General features: G+C 43.5%; 19 protein-coding genes. 5 read left to right on the forward strand and 14 right to left on the reverse strand.

What is annotated here, in order from left to right:
* Nucleotides 1-127: 127 nt before the first annotated feature.
* From C6Y02_RS12255 to C6Y02_RS12300, 10 genes are all read right to left on the reverse strand, one after another.
* A complete protein-coding gene (locus C6Y02_RS12255) occupies nucleotides 128-1,105 on the reverse strand; it encodes a tripartite tricarboxylate transporter substrate-binding protein (RefSeq protein WP_106031349.1) in 978 nt (325 codons plus the stop codon).
* Nucleotides 1,106-1,108: 3 nt separating this feature from the next.
* The gene (locus C6Y02_RS12260; protein ID WP_034665245.1) at nucleotides 1,109-1,807 is read right to left on the reverse strand and encodes a response regulator; all 699 of its coding nucleotides are present in this window, start codon (nucleotides 1,805-1,807) and stop codon (nucleotides 1,109-1,111) included.
* Between the two features lie 3 nt (nucleotides 1,808-1,810).
* Nucleotides 1,811-3,409, reverse strand: coding sequence for a sensor histidine kinase (locus C6Y02_RS12265; protein ID WP_106031350.1), 1,599 nt, complete (start codon nucleotides 3,407-3,409; stop codon nucleotides 1,811-1,813).
* 138 nt (nucleotides 3,410-3,547) lie between these two features.
* Nucleotides 3,548-5,746: an exosporium glycoprotein BclB-related protein gene (locus tag C6Y02_RS12270; protein ID WP_142393577.1), complete on the reverse strand. Its 2,199-nt coding sequence runs from the start codon at nucleotides 5,744-5,746 to the stop codon at nucleotides 3,548-3,550.
* Between the two features lie 116 nt (nucleotides 5,747-5,862).
* Complete coding sequence (gene ribD / locus C6Y02_RS12275; protein ID WP_106031352.1) at nucleotides 5,863-6,945, reverse strand: bifunctional diaminohydroxyphosphoribosylaminopyrimidine deaminase/5-amino-6-(5-phosphoribosylamino)uracil reductase RibD; 1,083 nt, start codon at nucleotides 6,943-6,945, stop codon at nucleotides 5,863-5,865.
* Nucleotides 6,946-7,228: 283 nt separating this feature from the next.
* Nucleotides 7,229-8,986: a WD40 repeat domain-containing protein gene (locus C6Y02_RS12280; RefSeq protein WP_106031353.1), complete on the reverse strand. Its 1,758-nt coding sequence runs from the start codon at nucleotides 8,984-8,986 to the stop codon at nucleotides 7,229-7,231.
* Between the two features lie 4 nt (nucleotides 8,987-8,990).
* A complete protein-coding gene (locus tag C6Y02_RS12285) occupies nucleotides 8,991-9,794 on the reverse strand; it encodes a formylglycine-generating enzyme family protein (protein WP_106031354.1) in 804 nt (267 codons plus the stop codon).
* A 33-nt stretch (nucleotides 9,795-9,827) separates the two neighbouring features.
* The gene (locus C6Y02_RS12290; RefSeq protein ID WP_066031179.1) at nucleotides 9,828-10,553 is read right to left on the reverse strand and encodes a GTP cyclohydrolase II; all 726 of its coding nucleotides are present in this window, start codon (nucleotides 10,551-10,553) and stop codon (nucleotides 9,828-9,830) included.
* Nucleotides 10,554-10,901: 348 nt separating this feature from the next.
* Nucleotides 10,902-11,558 (reverse strand): class I SAM-dependent methyltransferase, encoded by a 657-nt coding sequence (locus C6Y02_RS12295; RefSeq protein WP_034664521.1) that lies wholly within the window; start codon nucleotides 11,556-11,558, stop codon nucleotides 10,902-10,904.
* A gap of 962 nt (nucleotides 11,559-12,520) precedes the next feature.
* Nucleotides 12,521-12,868 (reverse strand): YflT domain-containing protein, encoded by a 348-nt coding sequence (locus C6Y02_RS12300; RefSeq protein WP_060595744.1) that lies wholly within the window; start codon nucleotides 12,866-12,868, stop codon nucleotides 12,521-12,523.
* Between the two features lie 221 nt (nucleotides 12,869-13,089).
* Here C6Y02_RS12300 and C6Y02_RS12305 point away from each other — a divergent pair, with 221 nt between their 5' ends.
* Nucleotides 13,090-13,479 (forward strand): YfmB family protein, encoded by a 390-nt coding sequence (locus C6Y02_RS12305; RefSeq protein ID WP_003214189.1) that lies wholly within the window; start codon nucleotides 13,090-13,092, stop codon nucleotides 13,477-13,479.
* Nucleotides 13,480-13,587: 108 nt separating this feature from the next.
* Nucleotides 13,588-14,592 (forward strand): NADP-dependent oxidoreductase, encoded by a 1,005-nt coding sequence (locus tag C6Y02_RS12310; RefSeq protein WP_060595742.1) that lies wholly within the window; start codon nucleotides 13,588-13,590, stop codon nucleotides 14,590-14,592.
* A gap of 34 nt (nucleotides 14,593-14,626) precedes the next feature.
* On the opposite strand, the gene C6Y02_RS12315 is transcribed toward C6Y02_RS12310, so the two are convergent.
* Nucleotides 14,627-15,769, reverse strand: coding sequence for a DEAD/DEAH box helicase (locus C6Y02_RS12315; protein ID WP_106031355.1), 1,143 nt, complete (start codon nucleotides 15,767-15,769; stop codon nucleotides 14,627-14,629).
* A gap of 152 nt (nucleotides 15,770-15,921) precedes the next feature.
* Here C6Y02_RS12315 and C6Y02_RS12320 point away from each other — a divergent pair, with 152 nt between their 5' ends.
* Nucleotides 15,922-17,475 (forward strand): ABC-F family ATP-binding cassette domain-containing protein, encoded by a 1,554-nt coding sequence (locus tag C6Y02_RS12320; protein ID WP_024426645.1) that lies wholly within the window; start codon nucleotides 15,922-15,924, stop codon nucleotides 17,473-17,475.
* Between the two features lie 49 nt (nucleotides 17,476-17,524).
* Here C6Y02_RS12320 and C6Y02_RS12325 read toward each other — a convergent pair whose 3' ends face one another.
* Both C6Y02_RS12325 and C6Y02_RS12330 read right to left on the reverse strand, forming a co-directional pair.
* On the reverse strand, nucleotides 17,525-18,715 hold the full coding sequence (locus C6Y02_RS12325; RefSeq protein ID WP_066031184.1) for an MFS transporter: 1,191 nt from the start codon (nucleotides 18,713-18,715) through the stop codon (nucleotides 17,525-17,527).
* Between the two features lie 56 nt (nucleotides 18,716-18,771).
* Nucleotides 18,772-19,197 (reverse strand): MerR family transcriptional regulator, encoded by a 426-nt coding sequence (locus C6Y02_RS12330; protein ID WP_060595739.1) that lies wholly within the window; start codon nucleotides 19,195-19,197, stop codon nucleotides 18,772-18,774.
* 143 nt (nucleotides 19,198-19,340) lie between these two features.
* Here C6Y02_RS12330 and folE2 point away from each other — a divergent pair, with 143 nt between their 5' ends.
* Nucleotides 19,341-20,237: a GTP cyclohydrolase FolE2 gene (gene folE2 / locus C6Y02_RS12335; protein ID WP_066031185.1), complete on the forward strand. Its 897-nt coding sequence runs from the start codon at nucleotides 19,341-19,343 to the stop codon at nucleotides 20,235-20,237.
* Nucleotides 20,238-20,262: 25 nt separating this feature from the next.
* Here folE2 and C6Y02_RS12340 read toward each other — a convergent pair whose 3' ends face one another.
* Nucleotides 20,263-22,152 carry an ABC-F family ATP-binding cassette domain-containing protein gene (locus C6Y02_RS12340; protein ID WP_106031356.1) on the reverse strand — a complete coding sequence of 630 codons (1,890 nt, stop codon included), beginning with the start codon at nucleotides 22,150-22,152 and terminating at the stop codon, nucleotides 20,263-20,265.
* A 133-nt stretch (nucleotides 22,153-22,285) separates the two neighbouring features.
* On the opposite strand from C6Y02_RS12340, the gene C6Y02_RS12345 reads away from it, so the two are divergent.
* Nucleotides 22,286-23,359 (forward strand): tetratricopeptide repeat-containing glycosyltransferase family 2 protein, encoded by a 1,074-nt coding sequence (locus C6Y02_RS12345; protein WP_106031357.1) that lies wholly within the window; start codon nucleotides 22,286-22,288, stop codon nucleotides 23,357-23,359.
* Nucleotides 23,360-23,453: the final 94 nt, after the last annotated feature.

A 23,453-nucleotide genomic window follows, 5' to 3' on the forward strand; every position in this document is an offset into this window, starting at 1 on the left:
TGTCATGATATCTGACGTTGAAATTGAAGTAAATATTATGAATTTTAATTCTTTTTCGGTCGATAAATGCTTTTTGTTCATTTTGTTCAAACTTTGATTTTGATGGATTCCATGAAAAAAAGCGGTCTCACTCAACCGCTTGTTCTCCTTGGATAAACTGCTCATATCGCCTTAATTGCTCCTCCATAAAGATCTTTGCCTCTTTGCTGTTCATATAACGACTTGTCCAGCCCTTTTGCTTTAATTGCTTTTTCCAGGACTTCGTTTGTGTCATTTTTTGAAGAAGCTGATCCCATTCACGAATATCATGCTGATTCATTTGCTTTTGGCCCATCACACCACGCCAATGAGAGAAGATGAGCGGGATGCCTTGCTCTATCCAAGTCGGCACATCTTCAAATCCCGCTAAACGCTGATTCGTTGTGGTTGCTACAAGCTTTAGCCTCTTCTTTTCATAATCATGACGAACTTCTGTAATCGTGGTCGTTGCTGCATCTACCTCATGGTCAATCAGCGCTTGAAATAAATCATCTGCACTGTCAAATTTCAAAAATTGGATGCGGTATGGATCAATTCCTGCCATTTCTGCCGCTCGTGCGAACGAGATTTGATCATCATTACCGAAGTCTGGGGCAAATCCAATTTTTAAGGAATCTGGTTTCTTCTTTAGTGTGTTTAATAGCTCCTTCCCATTTGAAAAGGGAGAATCCACTGGGACTGCGACGACCTGCCACTCTTCTGCCAAAATGGCGAGCGGTGTGACATCGTTCATTGTCATGTTACTGCTGCCAAGCAAATTACGGCTTAACAATAAGCTTGAATTCAAACTAACATAGTTGGTATCTCGCTCCATCATATATGTCCATCCTTTATCCACCGTTCCGCCTCTTTGATAAAGGATATTCACCGGCCGCTTCACCAGCTTTTCTTTCTCGAGCACTGATTTCATCACTTGAGCTGTTTGGTCAAAGCCGCCGTCAGGGACACCAGACACCACAATATATAATGGGCTGTGCTGCAGGAAAGAGTCGCCTCCCTTTTTTTCATTAAAGGTGAGCGTCATACAAAGACAGATCATAATGACAAGGCATATTCCTTTTTTCATCTTTTATGACTCCGCTTGCTTTATGGCAGGATAATATTTCCGTTCTGGTCTGCCAATGATTCCGTACGCAAGCTCTGCCCGGCATTCTCCTGTTGTCACGAGATACTCGACGTACCGTCTCGCTGTTGTGCGTGAAGCCCCCATCTTTTCTCCGAGTTCTTCCGCTGTAATCCCATTATTCTCTGATGCCATCAATGTTTTCACCTTGTCCAAAGTCAGCGAATTGATCCCTGTAGGCAGGTCCCTGCCATCCTTTTCTTTTGGCTCTTCTTGCATCTGTCCAAAAAACAAATCAATCATCGTTTGATTGACTTCATCCTTAGAATTGATGATGTCTTTTTTCTCTTTATATTCGGTTAAAACTTGCGCAAACTTTTGTGCGGTCACTGGTTTGATTAAATAATGAACCACTCCGTAATGAAGTGCATCTCTTAAAAGTGTCGTTTCCGTTGCAGCCGTGATAATAATCACATCTATTTCTGGATAGTGTTCTCTTAAAAGCGGCAACAGGTTTGTACCGAGCTCATCGGGCATATATACATCAAGCAAGATGAGGTCGACTTGTTCCTTTTGGAGCGCCTCCCACATATCTTTTGCACTCTTTGCCTTTCCGGCGACTTGAAATCCTTCTATTTGTTGTATATAAGATTCATGAATGGCTGCGATTCGAAAATCATCCTCCGCAATGAGTACCTTCATCACCATTTATTCCCCCTTTGTGCCTTTCGGTATGTATGCAGTGAAGATGGCACCGCCTTCTTTTTGGTTCGTCACTTCAATCCAGCCCCCAAGTTCGTCCAACACTTCTTTCACATTCGCTAGCCCGTAGCCTCGTCCTTCCCCCTTTGACGAATGGCCTCTTGTGAAAATATGTGAAAGTTCTTCCTCGTTTACTCCATCACCTGAATCAGATACTTCTATGATAATATCAAACCCAATATCTGTAATGAACAGACTTACCTCGCGCGTCTCCTTATTTAGTACGGCCTCAAAGGCGTTATCTACAAGATTACCAATGATGGTAATAAAGTGAGATAGACTTAAATGTGGTGGAAGCGGCTCCAATGAACTATTTTCATCGATGTGGAAATGAACCTTCTTCTCAGATGCTTTCCCTAACTTGCCGAGTAAGATGGCTTGTATTTTAGGAGATCGAATTTGCTTCATGAGTAAATCGTGCTGACGGTTTTGCAGCGTATATTCTTCCTTTATTAAGTCGATGGCCTCATCCATTTGCTTCAGCTCAAGCAAACCTAAAATGGCGTACAGCTTATTTGAGAATTCATGCGTTTGTGCCCTCAGGTCTTCTGAATATTGGCTGACCTCTGTTAATGTATCCAGCAGCTTCGTCAGCTCTGTTTTCTCTCGGAAGCTCACAATTCCCCCAAAAACTCGATTGTCCTGGACCACTTTTTTCACATTTAAGACATAGGTTTTATCATTGACGACGGTTTCGATGTTCGGTTCAATCGTTTCTGCCTTTAAATAGAAAAGGAGATTGGCTTTTGGCAAGACTTGGTCAATATGAAGCGGCAGCTCGGATGAAACGCGCAGCATGTGTTCAGCAGATGTATTCATCATCGTTATCGCGCCTTTGCGGTCAAATGCAATAATCCCTTCTTTTATAGCAAGCAGCATCGCTTCTCTTTCTCGAAATAATGAAGCAATTTCGTGCGGTTCAAGCCCTAATGTATCTTTGCGAATACTTCTTGTTAAAAAAATCGCTCCGAATATACCAGGCAAGAGCACAAAAAGGGCAATATAGCTAAGCTTGATTAGTTGATGGGCTGTCGCTTGATCAATTTCCTTTTTTAAAAATTCGACGGTGACTGTGCCAATAATTTCTTCATGCTTGCCTGTTTCTTTCATAATCGGGGCACTGCCTCTGACAACGATTTCACCATTAGAATCACCCGTTGATATGGAGGTTCCCCCAAATAGCAGGGTACTTCTTCCTCTAAATACACTGATGGTTTTTCCTACATTCTCATGATTCGTATGAAAAAGGACCTTCCCTTTTTGATTGGTAATGAAGATGGCATGTGCTCTGACTTGATCCTTCATTTGCTCAAGCACTGCCTGTTCTTCATACTCAGACACTGATGAGGTGCCCACCGATGTTTTAATGGGCGGCATATATGAGATTGTTCTAGCGGTTTGCACCGCCAGCTGTTCAGCTTGCCGCTGCCTTTCTGATGTCTGCAGAAAACCAAAACAAATGGTCAATAACGCAATGACAACAAGCAAAAGCCCGATAATTAACCCCAAAATTTTCGTTTGTAAAGTGACTTTCCTTTTGCCCATCCTCACCGCTACAACCCCTAATTCAAGTAGATTCATCGACTAGACTCTAAGAAAATCATATCATTTTTTCTTACGAAGTTAAGAGAAAATTCATTCAAACAAAAAAGGACGACTCAAATCGAGTCATCCCTGTTTCAATTACGTGATAGATAAGCCTGCACTCGCATAGCCTGCTACAGTGTTAATTAAAGATAAGCCTGTTGCAGTCGCAGAGAAAACAACCAGTAATCTTGTTTCTGCTGTAACTGGCACATTCAGGCCGGTAGCGATTCCGTTTGAAATAGCACCAATAGTTAAAATCCCCGTTAATGGTGGTGCCAATGTGACACTCGCTACTTGAGTGAAGCTGTTATCTGGTGTCGGTGAAGCAAATAAGCTAGCTGTCACTGTAATACTCGTGCCGACTAAAGCCAATGCTGCCGTAGTACTAAAGTATCCGGCAAATGAAGTAATAGTGCCATCCCTTGGTACAGAGAATGCCATATTTAAAAGAGTACCTGCTGCTCCTGTTAAGTCGATGATACCACCTAGTATGCTAACGCCTGTTGCAGAGCTACCAAAGCCGACCAAACTAGAAGTTCCGACAAGACCCCCTGCAATTGTAGTCAAGACAGCAGGGGTACCTGATGCAAATGGAATAATCGCACTCGATCCAGTTGCTCCGGTTGCTCCGGTAACTCCGGTGGCGCCGGTATCTCCTGTGGCTCCCGTTACTCCAGTCGCTCCGGTGATTCCGGTATCTCCTGTGGCTCCCGTTACTCCAGTCGCTCCGGTGATTCCGGTATCTCCTGTGGCTCCTGTGACTCCGGTGGCGCCAGTATCTCCTGTGGCTCCCGTTACTCCGGTCGCTCCGGTGGCGCCGGTATCTCCGGTCGCTCCGGTGACTCCGGTGGCGCCAGTATCTCCTGTGGCTCCCGTTACTCCAGTCGCTCCGGTGACTCCGGTGGCGCCGGTATCTCCTGTGGCTCCCGTTACTCCAGTCGCTCCGGTATCTCCTGTGGCTCCTGTGACTCCGGTATCTCCGGTCGCTCCGGTGACTCCGGTGGCGCCAGTATCTCCTGTGGCTCCTGTGACTCCGGTGGCCCCGATATCTCCTGTGGCTCCCGTTACTCCAGTCGCTCCGGTGGCGCCGGTATCTCCGGTGGCGCCCGTTACTCCAGTCGCTCCGGTGACTCCGGTATCTCCTGTGGCTCCTGTGACTCCGGTGGCGCCAGTATCTCCTGTGGCTCCCGTTACTCCGGTCGCTCCGGTGGCGCCGGTATCTCCGGTGGCGCCAGTATCTCCTGTGGCTCCTGTGACTCCGGTGGCCCCGATATCTCCGGTCGCTCCTGTGACTCCGGTCGCTCCAGTATCTCCTGTTGCTCCCGTTACTCCGGTCGCTCCGGTGACCCCGATATCTCCGGTTGCTCCGGTAACTCCAGTCGCACCTGTATCTCCTGTTGCACCGGTCGCTCCTGTACCTGTTGCTCCTGTGATCCCGGTTGCTCCGGTAACTCCAGTCGCTCCCGTATCACCTGTTGCACCGGTTGCTCCTGTACCTGTTGCTCCTGTGGCTCCTGTGGCTCCTGTGATTCCGGTTGCTCCGGTAACTCCAGTCGCACCTGTATCTCCTGTTGCACCGGTCGCTCCTGTACCTGTTGCTCCTGTGATCCCGGTTGCTCCGGTAACTCCAGTCGCACCTGTATCTCCTGTCGCACCGGTTGCTCCTGTACCTGTTGCTCCTGTGGCTCCTGTGATCCCGGTTGCTCCAGTAACTCCTGTTGCTCCTGTGGCTCCTGTGATTCCGGTTGCTCCGGTAACTCCAGTCGCACCTGTATCTCCTGTCGCACCGGTCGCTCCTGTACCTGTTGCTCCGGTTGCACCCGTTTCACCAGCAGCTGCTAACAATGTATAATCTGGTGACGTACCTGGCGTACCTGTTGGCGGCGCTGAATTCACCACATACGTACTTCCATCGAATGTCACGACTTGACCTACTGGATAGGTTGGGGCTACCGCTGGATCAAATGCCACGATGCCCGTTAAGCCTACACCAGTGGCTCCAGTTGCTCCTGCCGGGCCTGCTGGGCCTGCTGGACCCGCTGGACCCACTGCACCTGCTGGACCTGCTGGGCCTCTTCTTCCTCTCCCGCCTGGCGGACCTTGAATCACACAAACACAAGGATCTTTTCCGCAGCAAGGATTTTTCACTGGTTTCCCTGGCTTTCCAGATTTCCCTTTCTTACAACTATCACATTCCCAGCCGTCATCCTTATACGCATCATACCAGCTTCCTTTTTGGTAGTGGTCTGTCGAATGAGTTGGATATGTCTTTCCGCATTGTCTACATCTTCTCATGGAATCACCCCCCATCCATCGTATTCATCATTCCTTGGAAAGGTGTATGTACACTTTTATTTTTATCAAGAAGTATTGAAAAGACCTTGCGCTCGATGCACAAAGTCTTACATTTATTAGAATTTTATTGTCATTTTGATATCTTTTCCAACCATACTATATTCAATATCTGCTGGACGGATCGCTTCTTTTAGTTTTTTCACCCCCTCTCCTTCAAAAAAAGTAGGTGCATGTTTTCCACCGATTAATAAAGGTGCCATATAAATGACGGCTTCATTGACTAGTGATTCTTCTAAAAAGGACGCACTCACATTTCCTCCTGCTTCAACGAGAACTGACATGACAGAACGTTCCTTCAGCTTTCGTAACACGTCATGAATATTTGTCCGCTGCTCTCCGCTTGTGACATAGACTTGATGCCCTTTATCTACCAGCTGTTCATACTTTTTCTGATCATACATGTGCGAGGTGCAAATAATGGTTTCGGCCATATGATCTGTTAAACATTTCGCATGAAGCGGAATCCTTAATGTGGAATCTAAAATGACACGAATGGGCTGGGTCGCCATTGAATCTTTCACAATAAGACCTGCATCATCTTGAATAATCGTTTCGACACCTGTTATCACAGCATCGGCTTCTTGACGCAATTGCTGCACTTCTTTCCTCGCTTCTGTTCCTGTGATCCATTTGCTTTCAAGATGAGATGTTGCAATTTTCCCGTCTAACGAAATGGCTGATTTTAAGATGACGTAAGGAAGGTCTGATTGAATGAAATGAAAAAAAGGCACATTTAAGCGATCCGCCTCCTGTTTACATATTCCTTCATCTACTTCGATCCCTGCTTGTTTCAACATGGTAACCCCCTTACCTGCGACAAGCGGATTTGGGTCTTGCGTCGCAATGACTACACGTTTCACACCACTTTTGATAATGGCTTCCGTGCAAGGACCCGTTTTCCCATGATGCGAACAAGGTTCAAGCGTCACATACATGTCAGCTCCCTTTGCCTTTTCCCCTGCCATTTGCAGCGCATGAATTTCAGCATGAGGTTCGCCCGCCTTCATGTGAGCACCAATCCCAACAATCTCACCTTGCTGTACAATGACTGCACCGACAAGCGGATTTGGGGAGGTTTGCCCTTTCATTGCCTTTGCGTTGGCAATCGCCAGCTTCATATAAAAAACATCGTCTTTCATGTGAGTCTCCTTTCTTCTCTTTCAAGGGAAAGAACTCCTTCAGGAAATGAAGGAGTTCTATTCTCATGTGCTATATTTTTTCCATCCGTTTCTTTTCAGATCGATCATAGTAAGGCAAGGAATAAAAAAGTTTATATGATGCTCGTTGTTTACAAAAACAGCATTTGCGTAATTCATATTTATTAATGAGGAGCACATGCGGACAATTGAGTACAGTCAGGCCTTTTTTCATATGTTCCTTGCAAACACTTATCATGAGAATCCCCCGCTTACATTCTTTTTCTTAATGAGAGATTACTTCTTTCGGAAATTGTTCAAATAAGCGCAGTACTTCAGTATGTGTGCCATCTTCTCGAATATGATAAATCCCGCCGTCATATGAGCTTGCGTATACATCATTGCCTAATTGTCTGATGGCACTAATCCCATTCTTGGCAATTCTAATTGGGCCGGTATTGACATCTAGCTCTGGATTCCACACAACGACATAGCCCCAATAATCTCCGCTCACAATATAGCCAGAGTCTGTGACAGAGACAGATTTAATAGAATACTGGTGTTCATTATGCTGGTCTAAAATTCTTCCTGTATGCAAATCAAACAATCTCACATTCTTGTCACGGCTGACAATGGCAATACGATCTCTTTTACTATCAATGAATACATCATTTAACAGCTCTGTCGCTCCGATATATTTCGCTTTTAAAGACAAGCTCTTCTTATCTAAAAGACAGATGGTTCCTTCTACCGCGGCTGTGATGATATGATCTCCTTCTACTTTTAATGCTTTAACAGCACAATCGTGTGCTTTGGAACGGCCAATTTCCTTTAAATGTTCTGTCGAAATGACATGTACATAACCGCCGTAAGTTCCAATATAGAATTGCCGATCCTCCTCGTGGAAATACACACTGTTGACCGGCCCTGTGTTGAGATCAAACGAAACCATTTGCTGTAATGATTCATGAACAATATGCACCTGACTTGCATGATCTCCCCACGCATAATAGCTTCCATCTCGTGCGACAGCCACTCCATTTGTTAAAACGCCTGTCGATTTAGCGATTTCAATCCCGTTCTTTCTGAATTTTCCGTCATCTGATGCTGTGATGATATCTCCCGCATCAGTCAGCGCAATATCATTAATAGATGGTGTCGCCATTTCAATCTCATCTGATACAACTTTTCCCTTTTCAATAGACCATTCACAATACGTTTTTCCAAAACTGGCTCCTAGGATGGATTTCTCATCCTCCGTCCAGACAAGCGAACGCTCCCACTGATATTTATGAGGCAGCAACGTATCGACTAAATCCCCTGTTTCATAATTCCACAGCTTAATTAAATGGTCATAGCCTGCTGTCAGCAAGTAATTGCCGCTTGGAGAAAAGTTCACCCGCTTGACGCCCTGTAAATGGGCTTTAATGATTTTTTTCTCCTGTAAAGTAACCGCATCATAAATAATGACGGTGCCATCGTCTCTGCCAAGTGCGAACACTTCTTTTTGATTGCTGCCGCTGATTGTGTCCAGCTCATAATCAAACGGACCAATTTCTCCTACAATTTCTCCTGTATCATACAGCCATACAAGAACGTAGCCATCATCACCTGTTGTATAAGCTTTATCTCCATGTATCCATACAGCTAATACATCTTTGCTATGTCCATGGAATTCTCTTAAAATAGCTCCTGTTTCGATATCCCACACTAAGCACCTTCTATCTCTAGACACCGATACTAGTAAGGTATCCTGTTTGGCAAAGGCGACGGCTTCTACATCATCCGCATGACCAAACAGGGTGCGAATTCGAGTATGAGTACCTGTATCATACAATTGAATGGTGTAGTCTGACGATGCACTCGCTAAATACTTTCCGTTTTCAGAAAGAGATAAAGAGTTAATGATATGCTCGTGACTTCCAATAAACGTTCCTTCTCCTGTTGCCCGGTTCCACTTATAAATACAACGGTCATAGCCGCCAGTGTAAACAATTTGGTCCTGCTGAGTTGATAAAACAGATGTAATCGGTCCTCTATGCATGATTTTACACTCCCACCTTTATATGTTGTTTTTGACGAGTCACTATACGAAAACCAGTAAATCGGAAAACGGGATCTGGATGCTTCCCGTGTCTTCTGGCGACTCTGCATAAATCTCCGCCTCTTGCAAAGGAGCCGCCTTTTAAAATGTAGTAATTACTGCCAAGCGTCTCCGTTAAATCATCTACGACCTCGATGCCGCCTTCGTATACATGATATTTGGTGTTGACCCATTCCTCGACGTTGCCCCCCATATCATAAAGACCAAATAAGGATCTGCCCTTTTTGTATTGACGGACAGGCGTCGTTTTTTCAATATTTGATTCGAACGTATTACATAAAGAAGGATCAAACTCATCTCCCCACGGGTATTGATTTCTCGTATTTCCCCGGGCAGCATATTCCCATTCTTCTTCAGTAGGAATCGACACGTCTATCCCAAGTTTCCCGCTCAGCCACTGGCAGAACGAGAAGGCTTCCTCGATATCCATGCCCCAAGCCGGATGATCTTTCCCGCCACCAAGCTCTTGATTCGTTAAGCTCTCCGGGTACGCCTGGCCTGTTTCATCACAGTAGCTTTGATACCATTCATTGGTGACGACCGTATCTGAAATAAAAAATTCATTGATATACGGCTGATAGGATGGAAATTCTTTGTACAGCCATTTTTGAAATTTTTTCTCACGGCCGTAGGTTGGATTGAGAAGCTTGTCCTTCCAGAATTCTGATGCCTTTTTCATATCTTCTTCATTACTTCCAATCGTTGCATAGCCGCTTGGGATTTGAATCCAATTGATTTCAGGTTTCACGCTTTTCTCCCGCCTTCTTTAAAGTAAACTCATCTACTGATTAATTAATTTTTTCTCATCGACCATATGCCCTGAGGCTGCTTTTGCCTTCAAATAGGCTGCATTATAGAGAGAAGCTTCGACCGTATGATCAAATCGCAATACAGGAAGACCGTAAGCAGCAATGGAATCGACTTTATCTGGATTGTTCGTTAGGAGGTGCATTGGTTTCCCTTTGTTTAAATAGTGCAGAACAGCCGCTGCCTCCTCGTAATGCCGGTCATCATCTCCGCAGCCAATCAGGCGGTTGGCTTCAAAAGTATCCAGCTTCATTTCCTGTAATTTATACGTCAATGCTTTCGCCATCAGCCCAATTGACCGCCCTTCTTGATTGGCCATATATACGAGCATGCCTTTACCGTAATCGGTGATTTTCTTCAGCGATAACGCAAGCTGTGGACCGCAGTCACATTTCAGTGACCCAAACACATCCCCTGTTTGGCAGACACTATGAATTCGCACTAGCGGCGGCACCTCATTTTCAAAGTCGCCAAATAAGAGACAAGAGGAAAAGGTTTGCTGCGCGGTACTCATTTGGACAATAGATTCGATCGTTGGTTTTGTCTCCCCTTCAACAGGTGCGAAGGCATACCATTTAAATGGCACTTCTTCATGTTGAATGGAGATCGGCAGGTTCACTGGCCCCACGAGCAAATAGTTTTTTTCTTGAAAGGTAAAATGATGAATCATTGATTGTAATTCATCTACAAACTTGTTCATTTGTCTCCCCCCTATTCATCGCTGCACCCAAATCGACTCTCATAGCGCAGTGATGGAGTGATGAATATGTGTCCGCACTCCCTTACTTAACATGTGTGCTCATTTCAAACGGCACTCATGCCTAAAAAGAAGAATATAGATGTGCGATGCCTCTCATCGTTCAGACCCTGATTTTCGCTAGAATGTCTTCGTTCCCAGCTCTTCTTGCGATGTTTCAATCTAGGTCTTGTCCAGTACAAAGGAGCAGAAATCTTGGTTCATACGATGTTAACGCCTTTCGATTCTTACATGATGCATGCTCTTTATTAGAATGAACACCTCTGCTAGGTTTGAGTGATCACCTTTGTACTAGATTTTGACGGCAATGACATGATGCTGGCTAATGCCGGCCTTTGCTTTTAATGGTGTAATCGATACAAGCTCCAGACCTGATGAACAAATTCTTTCTCCAAGCTGAGAGTCTGAAAATGAAAAGTGGAAACGGCCATCTTCTCCGATTAACCCTGTTCTCCACTCTTCTCCCCATACAACAAGTGAGAAGACGCCGCCTTCATGAAGCAAAGAGGAAACCTGTTTTAAATAACGCTCATGATCATCAGGATGCTGGTGATGAAAGCAGCCATGATCTAAAATTAAATCAAACTGCATCCCGCGTCCCTGATCCATCGACCAGGACATAAAATCTTGATGAACAAAATGGACAGGAACCGTTTCTCTTTTCTGTAATCCTTCCCACTCCTCATGCTCATACAGGTCGATACCGACATATGCAGAAAGCCCCCTTAAATGTTCAAGTGCCCGGCCGTTCCCGCACCCGATATCGAGCACAGAAGCAAGTGCATTCTTTTCCCGTGAATGCCATGCCTTTAATGACATCACGGCTGCATCTGTTAAGGATGGATCAGTAGACCACATATCTGTTCTTTTCTCATAATGTTCTTGAAATGCCATACGCATTTTTTCTAGATACAACCCACTGTCTTCATGGTATAAAGCTTTTTTCATCACAGGACCTCCTTCTATTCAAAATCGGCTTTTCGGGCAAAGGTCATTTTCAAGCCAAAAACCTTATGTTAAAATGAAAGATGGATTTTTTAGGAAAATCTGTTTTCTGAAAAAGGAGAGAAGCATCCCACATGTTCACTCTTCTTTTTCAGCATGCATCCTCATATGCAGCCATTTGAGAGCTGCAGCGCCTCAGCTTATTGTCTCTTTTTTTCATATGAGTTCACCTCCTTCACCGTTCGATCAACTCACAGCCTTTATTGAAACCGCTTTCTCTCTTAAACAAGAACATAACGTCTTTTGAATATCTCTTGCAAAGTGATCATAGTAGAAAGGTCAATCTACTGTTTAGATCGGCTACCATTGTAAAAGACCGTTTTCTTATGTTTTAGTAGAAATATTCCAATCAAGCTTTTTCTCTTAAAAGCGCTTGTACCTTGGTTTTATGACACCACCTCTCACTAGAATGTGCCTTGAATAAACTCATCAGATATTTAACAACTACTTCCACAATGACTGGAATAAGCCAAATATATTGTTTTTAGATTATTTTGTCAACAAATTATTTCCTAAACATTAAAATGAATTTTCCAATTGAAAATACAGGTATTTTTCGTGGTTTTTTGACCTCAAAACACTTATTTCTACACAAAAATACAACATAAACCAATAGAACTAAGAAATTTATCTACTAAATTACACAAGATTTTTATTACATTTTGAAACAAAATCGAAAGATACAATGATTATTTCCCGAATGGATTTTTGTGAAATTTTTACTATTCTTTTCTCATTTCCGATCATTTTCTTTGGTATATCTGTATTTTCAATTAGATGATTTACTGTTTATTCCAATCTGCTGTTTTTTCTTATTATAGTAAAAAAGATATGTTCTCTCCTTCAGAGATATCGGCATGAAAAAAAGCCCCTTACGAAAGTAAGAGGCTTTTTTCAGTTGGCGTTTATGCCCAAGTTTTCACTTTTTCATGGTCTGTCACAAAGAGAAGGACTTTTCCTTCGTCTAAATGTTCTTCAAATTTCTCAGCTTCTTCTTTAGAGAAACCAATTTCATGGATTTTATTTCGGAGCTCATCGCCCTTTTTACTAAAGATGTTCCCAACAGCATGTTTAAGTCCAACTTCTCTTTGACCTATCGTATTAGCATCTGCATTTCCAGCAATACGCTCTGTACGATCATCGTCATGGGACAGAACATAAATGTCCTCTCTGGCTACACCGAGTGCTTTTAATTGCTCTACATCTCTTTGAAGTGTCTCATCATTTGAATACTCTCTTACAACAGGTTTCATTTTATATTCCTCCTTTAGCGTCTTACGAATCTTTTACCCGTCACTTTTGTCATTAAACCTTCCTTGAGCACATCCATTTTACATTGTGTACTAACCGTGCCTATTGGCTTATTTTTGACAAAAAGCCCGAAAAAATGACTAAATTTTCTGAAATATTGTATTCATCCCTGCTGTTTTGTTGTACAATTCTTATACTGGAGGCTAGAAATGAGGTAGAGCTGATGTATTACTTTTCAGCGGAGCAGCAGTTTAATGCTTGGGTTGTCAGTGATTTGGTGAAACAGCTTTTTCAGAAGTGGAATCCTGAAGAAGCAAAAGCAAAGCCGCTTACATTGTTTGCTGAACAGCACTTTCGCATCTCCATTGATTATCTCTTTTCAATCATCATTAACATTGGAGATATCGAGTCGATTGAACAAGATCCACAAGACCTGTTGTCCTCATACTTGAATATCCTTTTTCCTTTTGTGACGCGCGATATGATGAAAGCCTCCATGCAAAATGCGAACGAATATTTGTTAAAAGAACGTGATGCGGATGTGTATCAGCTGTTTGGCTGTCTGCCGCCGCTCCTCTCTGTTGACTTCCAAAAAAGTAGTCCTCATCTATGAGATGGCGGCTGCTTTTTTGTATGTGTTTGAAAAAGACCGTATGTTTTGAATGAAAAGAAGCATCATGTTAATGTAAATCTAGGCTGCAAGTGAAAGGGAGGATTTGACATGAGTCAACAAAAGCAAATTCAATTAGCCAAACGTCCAAAAGGATTACCTACAAAAGATGTTTTTCATTTTGAAACAGTCGATATACCTGTGCCGCAAGATGGCGAAGTCTTGATTCAAACGAAATATGTTTCTGTAGATCCTTATATGAGAGGACGAATGCAGGATACAAAATCCTATACACCTCCATTCAAGCTAAATGAAGTGATTCAGGGCGGTGTTGTCGGAGAAGTCGTTGAATCCAAATCGCCTCAATTTGAAAAAGGGGATTTTGTTCTTGGATTCCTTGGCTGGCAAGAATATTCTACAGCCAAAGCTGAATCTCTGACTAAAATTGATCCATCCATTGCGCCATTGTCCTATTATTTAGGAATTTTGGGCATGCCAGGGCAAACCGCTTATTTCGGACTTCTTGCGATTGGCCAGCCAAAAGAAGGCGAGACCGTTGTCATTTCTGGAGCCGCAGGTGCCGTTGGTTCCGTTGTGGGACAAATTGCTAAGATCAAAGGCGCTCACGTCGTTGGGATTGCGGGATCTGATGATAAGCTGGCTTATTTAAAAGAACTAGGCTTTGATGAAACGATTAATTATAAAACAACAAATGATTTAGATGATGCCATAGCAAAGGCGTGCCCTAACGGCGTCGATGTGTATTTTGACAATGTTGGCGGCGAAATTTCTGATGCCGTGATGAATCATTTGAACCGCTTTGCACGTATTCCAGTGTGCGGCGCAATTTCGTCTTATAACATTAGCGCAAGCGAGGACATCGGACCGCGTGTGCAAACAAAACTCATTAAAACAAGCGCATTGATGCAAGGCTTCATTGTTGCCAACTATTCAGATCGTTTTGAAGAGGCTGCAAGAGATCTCGCACAATGGGTAAAAGAAGACAAACTGACTTATAAAGAAACAATCATTGAAGGCTTTGACAACATTCCTGATGCATTCCTTGGACTATTTAAAGGGGAAAATGTCGGAAAACAGCTTGTCAAAATTTCATAATAAAAAAGGCCCCTCCATGTGGAAGGGTCCTTTTTTATGCCTGCTTGGGGGCAAGATGCAGCTGGCCTTGCTTATAAACAATTTCCTGAAGCGAAAGATTCAGCTTTTTCGCCATTTTTTTGAGCGTTGCATGCTCTTGAGGTGTGACTAGGCTGATGACAGCCCCTTCCTTTCCTGCGCGCCCGGTTCTGCCTGAACGGTGGATATAGCCTTCTTCGTTTGGCAGGTCGGCATGGATTACGTACGGCAGATCGTCAATATCGATGCCTCTTGCTGCGATATCTGTTGCAAGGAGAAGCGGAAATTCACGCTGTTCAAATTCCTTTAAGATGATAGCACGCTCTGCTTTTTTCGCCTCACTATGAAGCACACCAAGGTCGACATGGTGATACGCTAATTTCTCTGCATAAATGCTTAAATTCGTAATATCACGCACAAAGACGAGCGCCTGCATGTCCTCAAGCCGTGATAGCTTTTGCAGTAATTTCACTTTATCACGCTGATCACATAACAGATAATAGTGTCCTACTTTCTGCGCTTCTTCCTCACTTCTGGCAATTTTCAATACTTCTGGTTCAGACGTCATTTGTTTAATCAGTTGAACCGTTTCCTCTTTTAACGTCGCAGAAAAACAGAGGATTTGTCTTTCTTTTAATGTGGATTTAATGATCGATTGGATCGTTTTCATATGCTCTGGCACAAGAAGCTGATCTGCTTCATCTAGCACGACCGTTTTCACTTCATGCATTTTCAGTTTTTTGATTTTGATTAATTCCTGTACACGGCCAGGTGTTGCGACAACGATGTTCGGGTGTTTCTTTAGTTTTTCCTGCTGCTTTTTGATGTTCGCTCCACCAATCAAGGAGACCGCTTTGATATCTGATCCTTGTTTGAACTCTTGCACGACATCAAAAATTTGCATCACAAGCTCTCTTGAAGGTGCCAAGATTAAGACTTGCGGGTGCTTGATATTCACATCGATTTTATTTAAAAGCGGCAACACATACGCCAGTGTCTTCCCCGTTCCCGTAGGCGATTCTGCGATCACATCACGCTTCTCCGTAATCCACTCTGCTGTTTTTTCTTGTATAGCTGTTGGTTTTTCGAAGCCAGCCGCTTGAAAGTTTTCCTGAATAAATGGCTTTGCTTCTTTCAAAAATGCCCAATTTTCTATCATGTCGATCTCCTTTATCCTCATTCAATCTATCCTTTAGTATCTCAAAATCAGCTTTGAAACGCAATTTTTCTTTTGATGCTTTTATCGAGCCGGACAGTTCGATATAATCATGAGAGGCACTAGCCGTTTTGAATCTATTTGAGGTGTAAAAAATGATATTATCTGTTAAAGATTTAAGCCATGGCTTTGGCGACAGAGCCATTTTTCACGAAGTCTCCTTCCGTTTATTAAAAGGCGAGCATGTCGGCTTAATTGGCGCCAACGGTGAAGGAAAGTCAACGTTTATGAATATTATTACTGGCAAGCTGGAGCCAGATGCAGGAAAAGTCGAATGGGCAAAAAATGTCCGTGTCGGCTACCTTGATCAGCATACTGTACTAGAAAAGGGAAGAACGATCCGCGAAGTGCTTCAGGATGCATTCCACTATTTATTTTCCATGGAAGCAGCGATGAATGACATTTACGGCAAAATGGGTGAAGCCGATCCTGATGAGCTGGAAAAGCTGTTAGAGGAAGTTGGCGTCATTCAAGATGCGCTCACAAACAATGATTTTTATATCATTGATTCCAAGGTCGAAGAAATTGCGAGAGGTCTTGGGTTAACGGATCTTGGGCTGGACCGTGATGTGACGGAGCTGAGCGGCGGGCAGCGTACAAAAGTATTGCTTGCGAAATTGCTGTTAGAGAAGCCAGAAATTCTCCTTCTCGATGAGCCAACCAACTATTTGGATGAGCAGCATATTGAGTGGCTGAAGCGCTATTTACAGGAATATGAAAATGCGTTTATCCTCATTTCACATGATATTCCGTTTTTAAACAGTGTCATTAACTTGATTTATCATGTTGAAAATCAAGAGCTCACGCGCTATGTTGGTGATTATGATCAATTTAAACAAGTGTACGAAGTCAAAAAGCAGCAGCTTGAAGCAGCTTATAAAAGGCAGCAGCAGGAAGTCGCTGAATTAAAGGATTTTGTTGCAAGAAACAAAGCACGTGTCAGCACAAGAAATATGGCCATGTCCCGTCAAAAGAAACTGGATAAAATGGATATGATTGAACTCGCAGCAGAAAAGCCAAAGCCTGAATTCCACTTTAAGCCGGCACGAACTTCCGGGAAATTGATTTTTGAAACAAAAGATTTGGTCATTGGTTATGATGAACCGCTCTCTCGTCCATTGAATCTGAAAATGGAACGCGGGCAAAAAATTGCGTTATACGGCGCTAACGGTATCGGAAAAACGACATTGCTGCGAAGTCTTCTTGGAGAAATCACGCCAATTTCTGGTGAGGTGGAACGCGGAGAATTCCTGCATATTGGCTACTTTGAGCAAGAAGTAAAAGAGCAAAACAGCAACACTTGTATTGAAGAGGTGTGGAGTACCTTCCCTTCTTACACGCAATATGAAGTCAGAGCCGCTCTTGCAAAATGCGGATTAACGACAAAGCATATTGAAAGCCGCGTGTCTGTTTTAAGCGGTGGAGAAAAAGCAAAGGTCCGTCTTTGTAAGCTGATCAACGAAGAAACCAACTTACTTGTTCTCGATGAGCCGACCAATCACTTGGATGTCGATGCAAAAGAAGAACTAAAACGCGCATTAAAAGAATACAAAGGGAGCGTCTTATTGATCTCTCACGAACCTGAATTTTATCAAGATGTAGCCACTGAAACTTGGAATTGCGAATCTTGGACGACAAAAGTATTATAACGACAAAAAAGCCTTATATCTGTTCAGAAGATATAAGGCTTTTTTCTATTTAATGACCTGCTTGAATATTGACCAAATGCTTCCGGCCAAGAAGCAGGATGATCATGCCTAACAGAACGACAGCCGCCCCTACATAGTAAGGGGTGCTTGCTGTGTAAGATTCAGCAAGTACTCCGGCAATCCAAGGAGCAATCGCGCCCCCAATAAACCGCACAGCACTGTAAGAGGATGAAGCAATCGAACGTTCAACCGGCGCCGATCCCATCACAGCGGTCGTGAGCACTGTATTGATCATGCCAAGGATGCCCCCAGCAATAACAATTCCGCAGATGACGACTACAACATGTGAAGTCCATACCCCAATGCCGAATAAAATCACAGCAAATGAAGCAAACAGAACCACAAGGGAAGTCAATGTCCCAAGTTTGCGATGAATGACCGGCGCTGAGAAGACGGATGTCACTGCCAAAAATAGTCCCCATCCAAAAAAGACATAACCAAGACCATGCTCATCCAGATGAAGCACAAATGGCGAATAGGCTAAAAGCACAAAGAAACCAAAATTGTATAAGAAAGCCGCAGATGCCATCGTTAATAGCCCTTTATATTTTAACGCCCCGACAGCCTCGAATAATTTCACCTTTTTCTGAGGTTTTTGCATCGGCGGGAGCATAAACGTAATGGCTAAAAGAGCAACAAGCATTAACACCGCAACGCCAAAGAATGGCCCGCGCCAAGAGATCGTCCCAAGCTCTCCGCCAAGCAGCGGTCCAACCGAAATCCCAAGACCTAGTGCAGCCTCGTATAAAATAATGGCCTTCGCACTTCCTCCAACAGACACACCGACAATCACAGAGAGGGCAGTTGAAATAAATAAGGCATTCCCAATGCCCCATCCGCCTCTAAAGCCGATTAATTCATTAATCGTTGAAGAGGTACCGCCTAAAGCAGAAAAGACAATAATAAAAATAAGTCCTATTAATAACGTCCATTTCGCACCAATCCGACTAGAGATAAAGCCGGTAAAAAACATGACAAAGCCGGTCACAAGTAAGTAGCTCGTAAATAAAAGAGAGACCTGACTTGGAGATGCATCTAATTGTGATGCAATGGCTGGCAAGATCGGGTCCACAAGTCCTATCCCCATAAATGAAATCACACACGCAAAGGCAACAGCCCAGACGGCTTTCGGCTGCCTAAGCAGACTTGTACGCTGTTTCAACACTTCTTCTTCCTTCATTCCATCAGAACCTTTCCTTCAAATGTTGACAAAATAAAATAAACACGCAGAGGTGTTTATTTTTGTAATTGCTCAATTGCATGAGCCGCTCTTTCTTTCATCGCTTCAAGATCCTTTTTAAAAGATTGAATCGTTTCAAGCTTTTTTGTAATCAATTGATGCTGTACAGACAGCTGCGCCTCAATATCTAACAGCTTCTCTAATCGTTCCTTCGGATCAAGCGACAGCAAGTAACCTTCTTTATTCAGCTCAAGCTGCTTTCCTATTTCCATAAACGATTGAAGCTCTTGTAAAGAAAATCCAAGTACCTCTTTTGCCTGCATCACTTTCTCTAGTTCTTCCATGTCGTCCTCTGAGTAAAGTCTGACACCGCCCTCTGTCCGCTTTGGTGCTGATAATAAACCAATCTCTTCATAGAAACGTATCGTCCGTTTGGTCAGTCCGCTTCTTTTCGCCACTTGATCAATTTTCATCCATTCCATTGCCAGTGCCTCCTGCTCATCAATTCATGATTTATTATACACCTTTATAACCTTAACGTAAACGTAAATGTTCTCACTCTTGATTTTTCTCGTGTTTTGATGCAAAATAAATAGGAATTATTACGATTTAAAGGAGGGATCTCATGTTTTCTTTTCCACCCAAAAAAGAACGACACCAACAATTCGGATCTGTACCGCCAAGCCTTGGAACGAAGCCTTCTCAAAAAGAGAACATGACTGACACCCAAAAGACGGAGCAGGACTTTTATTTTCATCTTGAACAAGTCGGCATCTGCCGCGTGTCTTATCCTGTACGAATTTTGTCTAAAACGGCACCGCAGGACCAAATAACTTCTGCTGACTTTGCACTGAGTACCTCCCTGAGAGCTCACGAAAAAGGCATTCATATGAGCCGTCTCACTGAACAGCTGCACTCGTTTTACGAAAGCGGAAAGCCGCTTGATGTGAATAGCTTAAAAGCATTGACAGCAGCGCTTGCCCGTCAGATGAATCAGTCATCTGCCTCGGTTCAAGTTTCCTTCCCTTGGTACATGGAAAAGCAAAGCCCAGTCACCGGGAAATCGGGTTTGATGCATGCGACAATCACATATGACATTCATTTTCATGAAAAGGATGGATGGACCTGTCATATTGGCTGCGATGCACAAGTCACCACATTATGTCCTTGTTCTAAAGAAATTAGTGAATACGGTGCACATAATCAGCGCGGCTCTGTTTCCATTCAGGTAGAGTTGTTTGAACAAGCATCATTCCCTAACGACATGAAAGCAGCTCTTTTACATATCATTGAGTCCAATGCGAGTGCACCGCTGTATCCTGTGCTTAAAAGACCTGATGAAAAGAAAGTGACAGAAGAGGCTTATGAAAATCCACGCTTTGTAGAAGATCTCACAAGGTTAATGGCCATCGAATTATATGAGCAGCCATGGGTCAGGGGCTTTCAAGTCGAGTGTCGTAATGAGGAATCCATTCATCAGCATGATGCCTATGCGAAATGCTCTTATCAAAAAAACCTGTAGATCAACTCTACAGGTTTCTTATTTCTTAGTCATGACTCTCTAATTCCTCAATCATCAGCGATAGTTCTGTCCAGCGGTCCATTGCTTGTTCTAGTTCTTCAGCAACGGCTTTTTGTTCGTCCATCAGCTCTTGAATTTTTCCAAAATCACTGCCTGCCTCCGCAATGCTTGCTTCAAGCTGCTGGTGTTTTTCCTCTAATGCCTGAATCCGGTCTTCAATTCCGTCCCATTCAAGCTGGTCTTTATAAGAAAGTTTTTTTCTCTTTTTAGGCGCCGCTTCTACTTGTTTCTCAGCAGGCTTTGTCTCTGTCCGCTTCGCCTCTTTTTCTTGCTCCATGTAATCGCTGTAAGCACCTTGGAAGTGTGAAATGCGGCCATTACCTTCAAAGACAAGCAGACGGTGAACCACTCGGTCTAAGAAATAACGATCATGCGATACGGTCATAACAACGCCAGGAAACTGTTCTAAATAATCCTCTAAAATGCTGAGGGTCTCCGTATCAAGATCGTTCGTCGGCTCATCTAAAAAGAGAACATTTGGTTCTTCCATTAAGACTTTCAATAAATACAATCTGCGGCGTTCTCCCCCTGACAGCTTGCGAATAAACGTCCGCTGCATGGATCTTGGGAATAGGAACCGTTCTAGCATTTGCTCTGCTGTCACGATGGCGCCATCAGATGTCTTGACGATCTCAGCTGTTTCCTTGATGTACTCAATGATGGTCAGTTCTTCATCCATTTCCTTGTGATCCTGCGTGTAATAGCCAACGCGAACGGTTTGTCCAATCGTCAATTGTCCTGTAGTCGGTTCTATTTTACCCGCTAGACAGTTAAGAAGAGTCGTTTTGCCGACTCCATTCGGTCCGATAAATCCAATCCGGTCGCCCGGCACGACTAAATCTGTAAACCGCTCCACAAGGGTCTGGCCAGCAAATGAAATTGATAAGTCTTCTGCCTCTATGACTTGTTTTCCTAGGCGGTGCGAGCCGATAGCGAAATCAAGCTCTCCTTTCGCATCAGGCCCTTTTTGATCCATCAGCTCTTCGGCTCTGCCAATGCGAGCTTTTTGCTTCGTCGTTCTTGCTTTTGCCCCTCTTCTCAGCCATGCAAGTTCTCGTCTGAGTAAGTTTTGACGCTTCGTTTCTTTCACCTGAGCTTCTGCTTCTCGTTCGGCTCTTTTTTCTAAAAAGACTTCATAATTTCCTTTATACGTATAGAGCTGCCCTTGATTCAATTCATAAATTCGGTTGGCCACACGGTTTAGGAAATAACGATCATGCGTCACCAGAATGACAGCACCGCTGTATTGACTCAAATATCCTTCGAGCCATTCAATCGTTGCATTATCGAGATGGTTGGTTGGCTCGTCTAAAATCAGCAATCCCGCGGGCTGAATTAAATTTTTAGCAATCGCGACACGCTTTTTCTGTCCGCCTGATAATGCATGAACAGAGCGGCTCACATCTTTGACACCAAGCTTTGTCAAAATCGTTTTTGCTGACAGGTTCGCATCCCATGCGTCTTCCTGATCCATTCGATTTTGCATGCGCATGAGCGCTTCTTGTTTTGCTTCATTTTGCGGATCATGCTCTAAATCGGCTAGCGCCTTTTCATATGCCTTCATCGTTTGAATCATGGGTGCCGTTCCAGAAAAAATGTAATCAAGAATCGTTTCATTCCCGCTCATTTCAGGGTCTTGCTCAAGAAATTCGATATCAAGTGTCCCTGCCTTCGTGATGTCACCCTCCTCAAACGATTCAAGTCCTGCAATGACCTTTAGGAGCGTTGACTTTCCTGTTCCGTTTGGTCCAATCAATCCGATGCGTTCCCTTGGTTCTATATGAAAAGAAATATGATCAAACAGCGTTTTCTCGCCATATGTTTTATATAATCCTTCAACATTCAATAAACTCATTTTTATCAGCCCTTACATAGATTCTCCCTTTATTTTAAATCAGCCGGTAGCAGAAAACTAGTTTTAAAAAACCCGCTGCTGAAAAGAATGTTTCCTTTTGCTGCTCGATACACTATGAAGAGGTGATCTAAAGATGGTAACCATTAGCTTATGTATGATTGTGAAAAATGAAGAGGAAGTATTGGCGGATTGCCTTTCCTCTGTTCAAGACATTGTAGATGAAATGATCATCGTTGATACAGGATCAACAGATCGTACGAAGGAGATTGCTCACTCCTTTTCAGCACAGGTACTTGATTTCGAATGGGTTCAGCACTTTGCAAAAGCCCGCAATTTCGCTTTCTCACATGCAACGAAAGAGTATATTTTATGGCTTGATGCTGACGATGTTCTGCTTGAAGAAGACCGTCAAAAACTTCTTCATCTCAAAGAGACACTTGATCCTTCGGTGGACGCCGTCTCGATGTTTTATCATGTGGGATTCGATGAAGACGGTCAGGTGAATTTTAAATATAGAAGAAATCGCCTTGTGAAGCGTGCCTTGAACTTTCAGTGGTACGGGGCCGTACATGAGTTTCTTCAAGTGTATGGCAACATCTTTCCAGCCGATATAGCCGTCACACATCAAAAGCGCAAGAAAACAACCACTGGTGAGCCCGGGCGCAATCTTCGAATTTATGAAGACATGCTCGCAAAAGGAGAGGACATGACGCCACGTGATCTCTTTTACTTTGCCAATGAATTAAGAGATAACAGGCAGCATGTCAGGGCGATTCGTTTTTATCATGAATTTTTAGCGACAAAACAGTGCTGGATTGAGGATGAAATTCGCACATGCCAATATTTAGCCGACTGCTATTATGCGGTAGGCTTCGAGGAAGCGGCTTTATCCTCATTATTACGTTCTTTCTTATACGATCAGCCCCGTCCAGAATTTTGCTGCCGGATCGGGGATCATCTAAAAATACAAAATAAACATCAGGCAGCGATCTTTTGGTATGAGCAGGCGCTGAAGGCTCCTGAAAACGAAACAGCCTTCACACTCACACAGTATAAAACGTGGTATCCACATCTCCAGCTTTGCTATTGTTATTATCAGCTCGGCGATTTGGAAAAAGCCAAGACACATCACCTTGCCTCCTCCGCCCATTACCCCACTCATCCAAGTGTGCTGTTCAATGAAAAAATATTTGCTGAACAGACATAGATCCCCCGTCACCACATCCGCCTTCCACCTGCCAGCGGATGTCTCTTTTTATGCACAAATTCGATTGTGATGTTTAACACTTTAGTGATTTAAA

The organism is Bacillus sp. NMCC4 (assembly GCF_002998555.1).
Taxonomy (GTDB): domain Bacteria; phylum Bacillota; class Bacilli; order Bacillales; family Bacillaceae; genus Bacillus.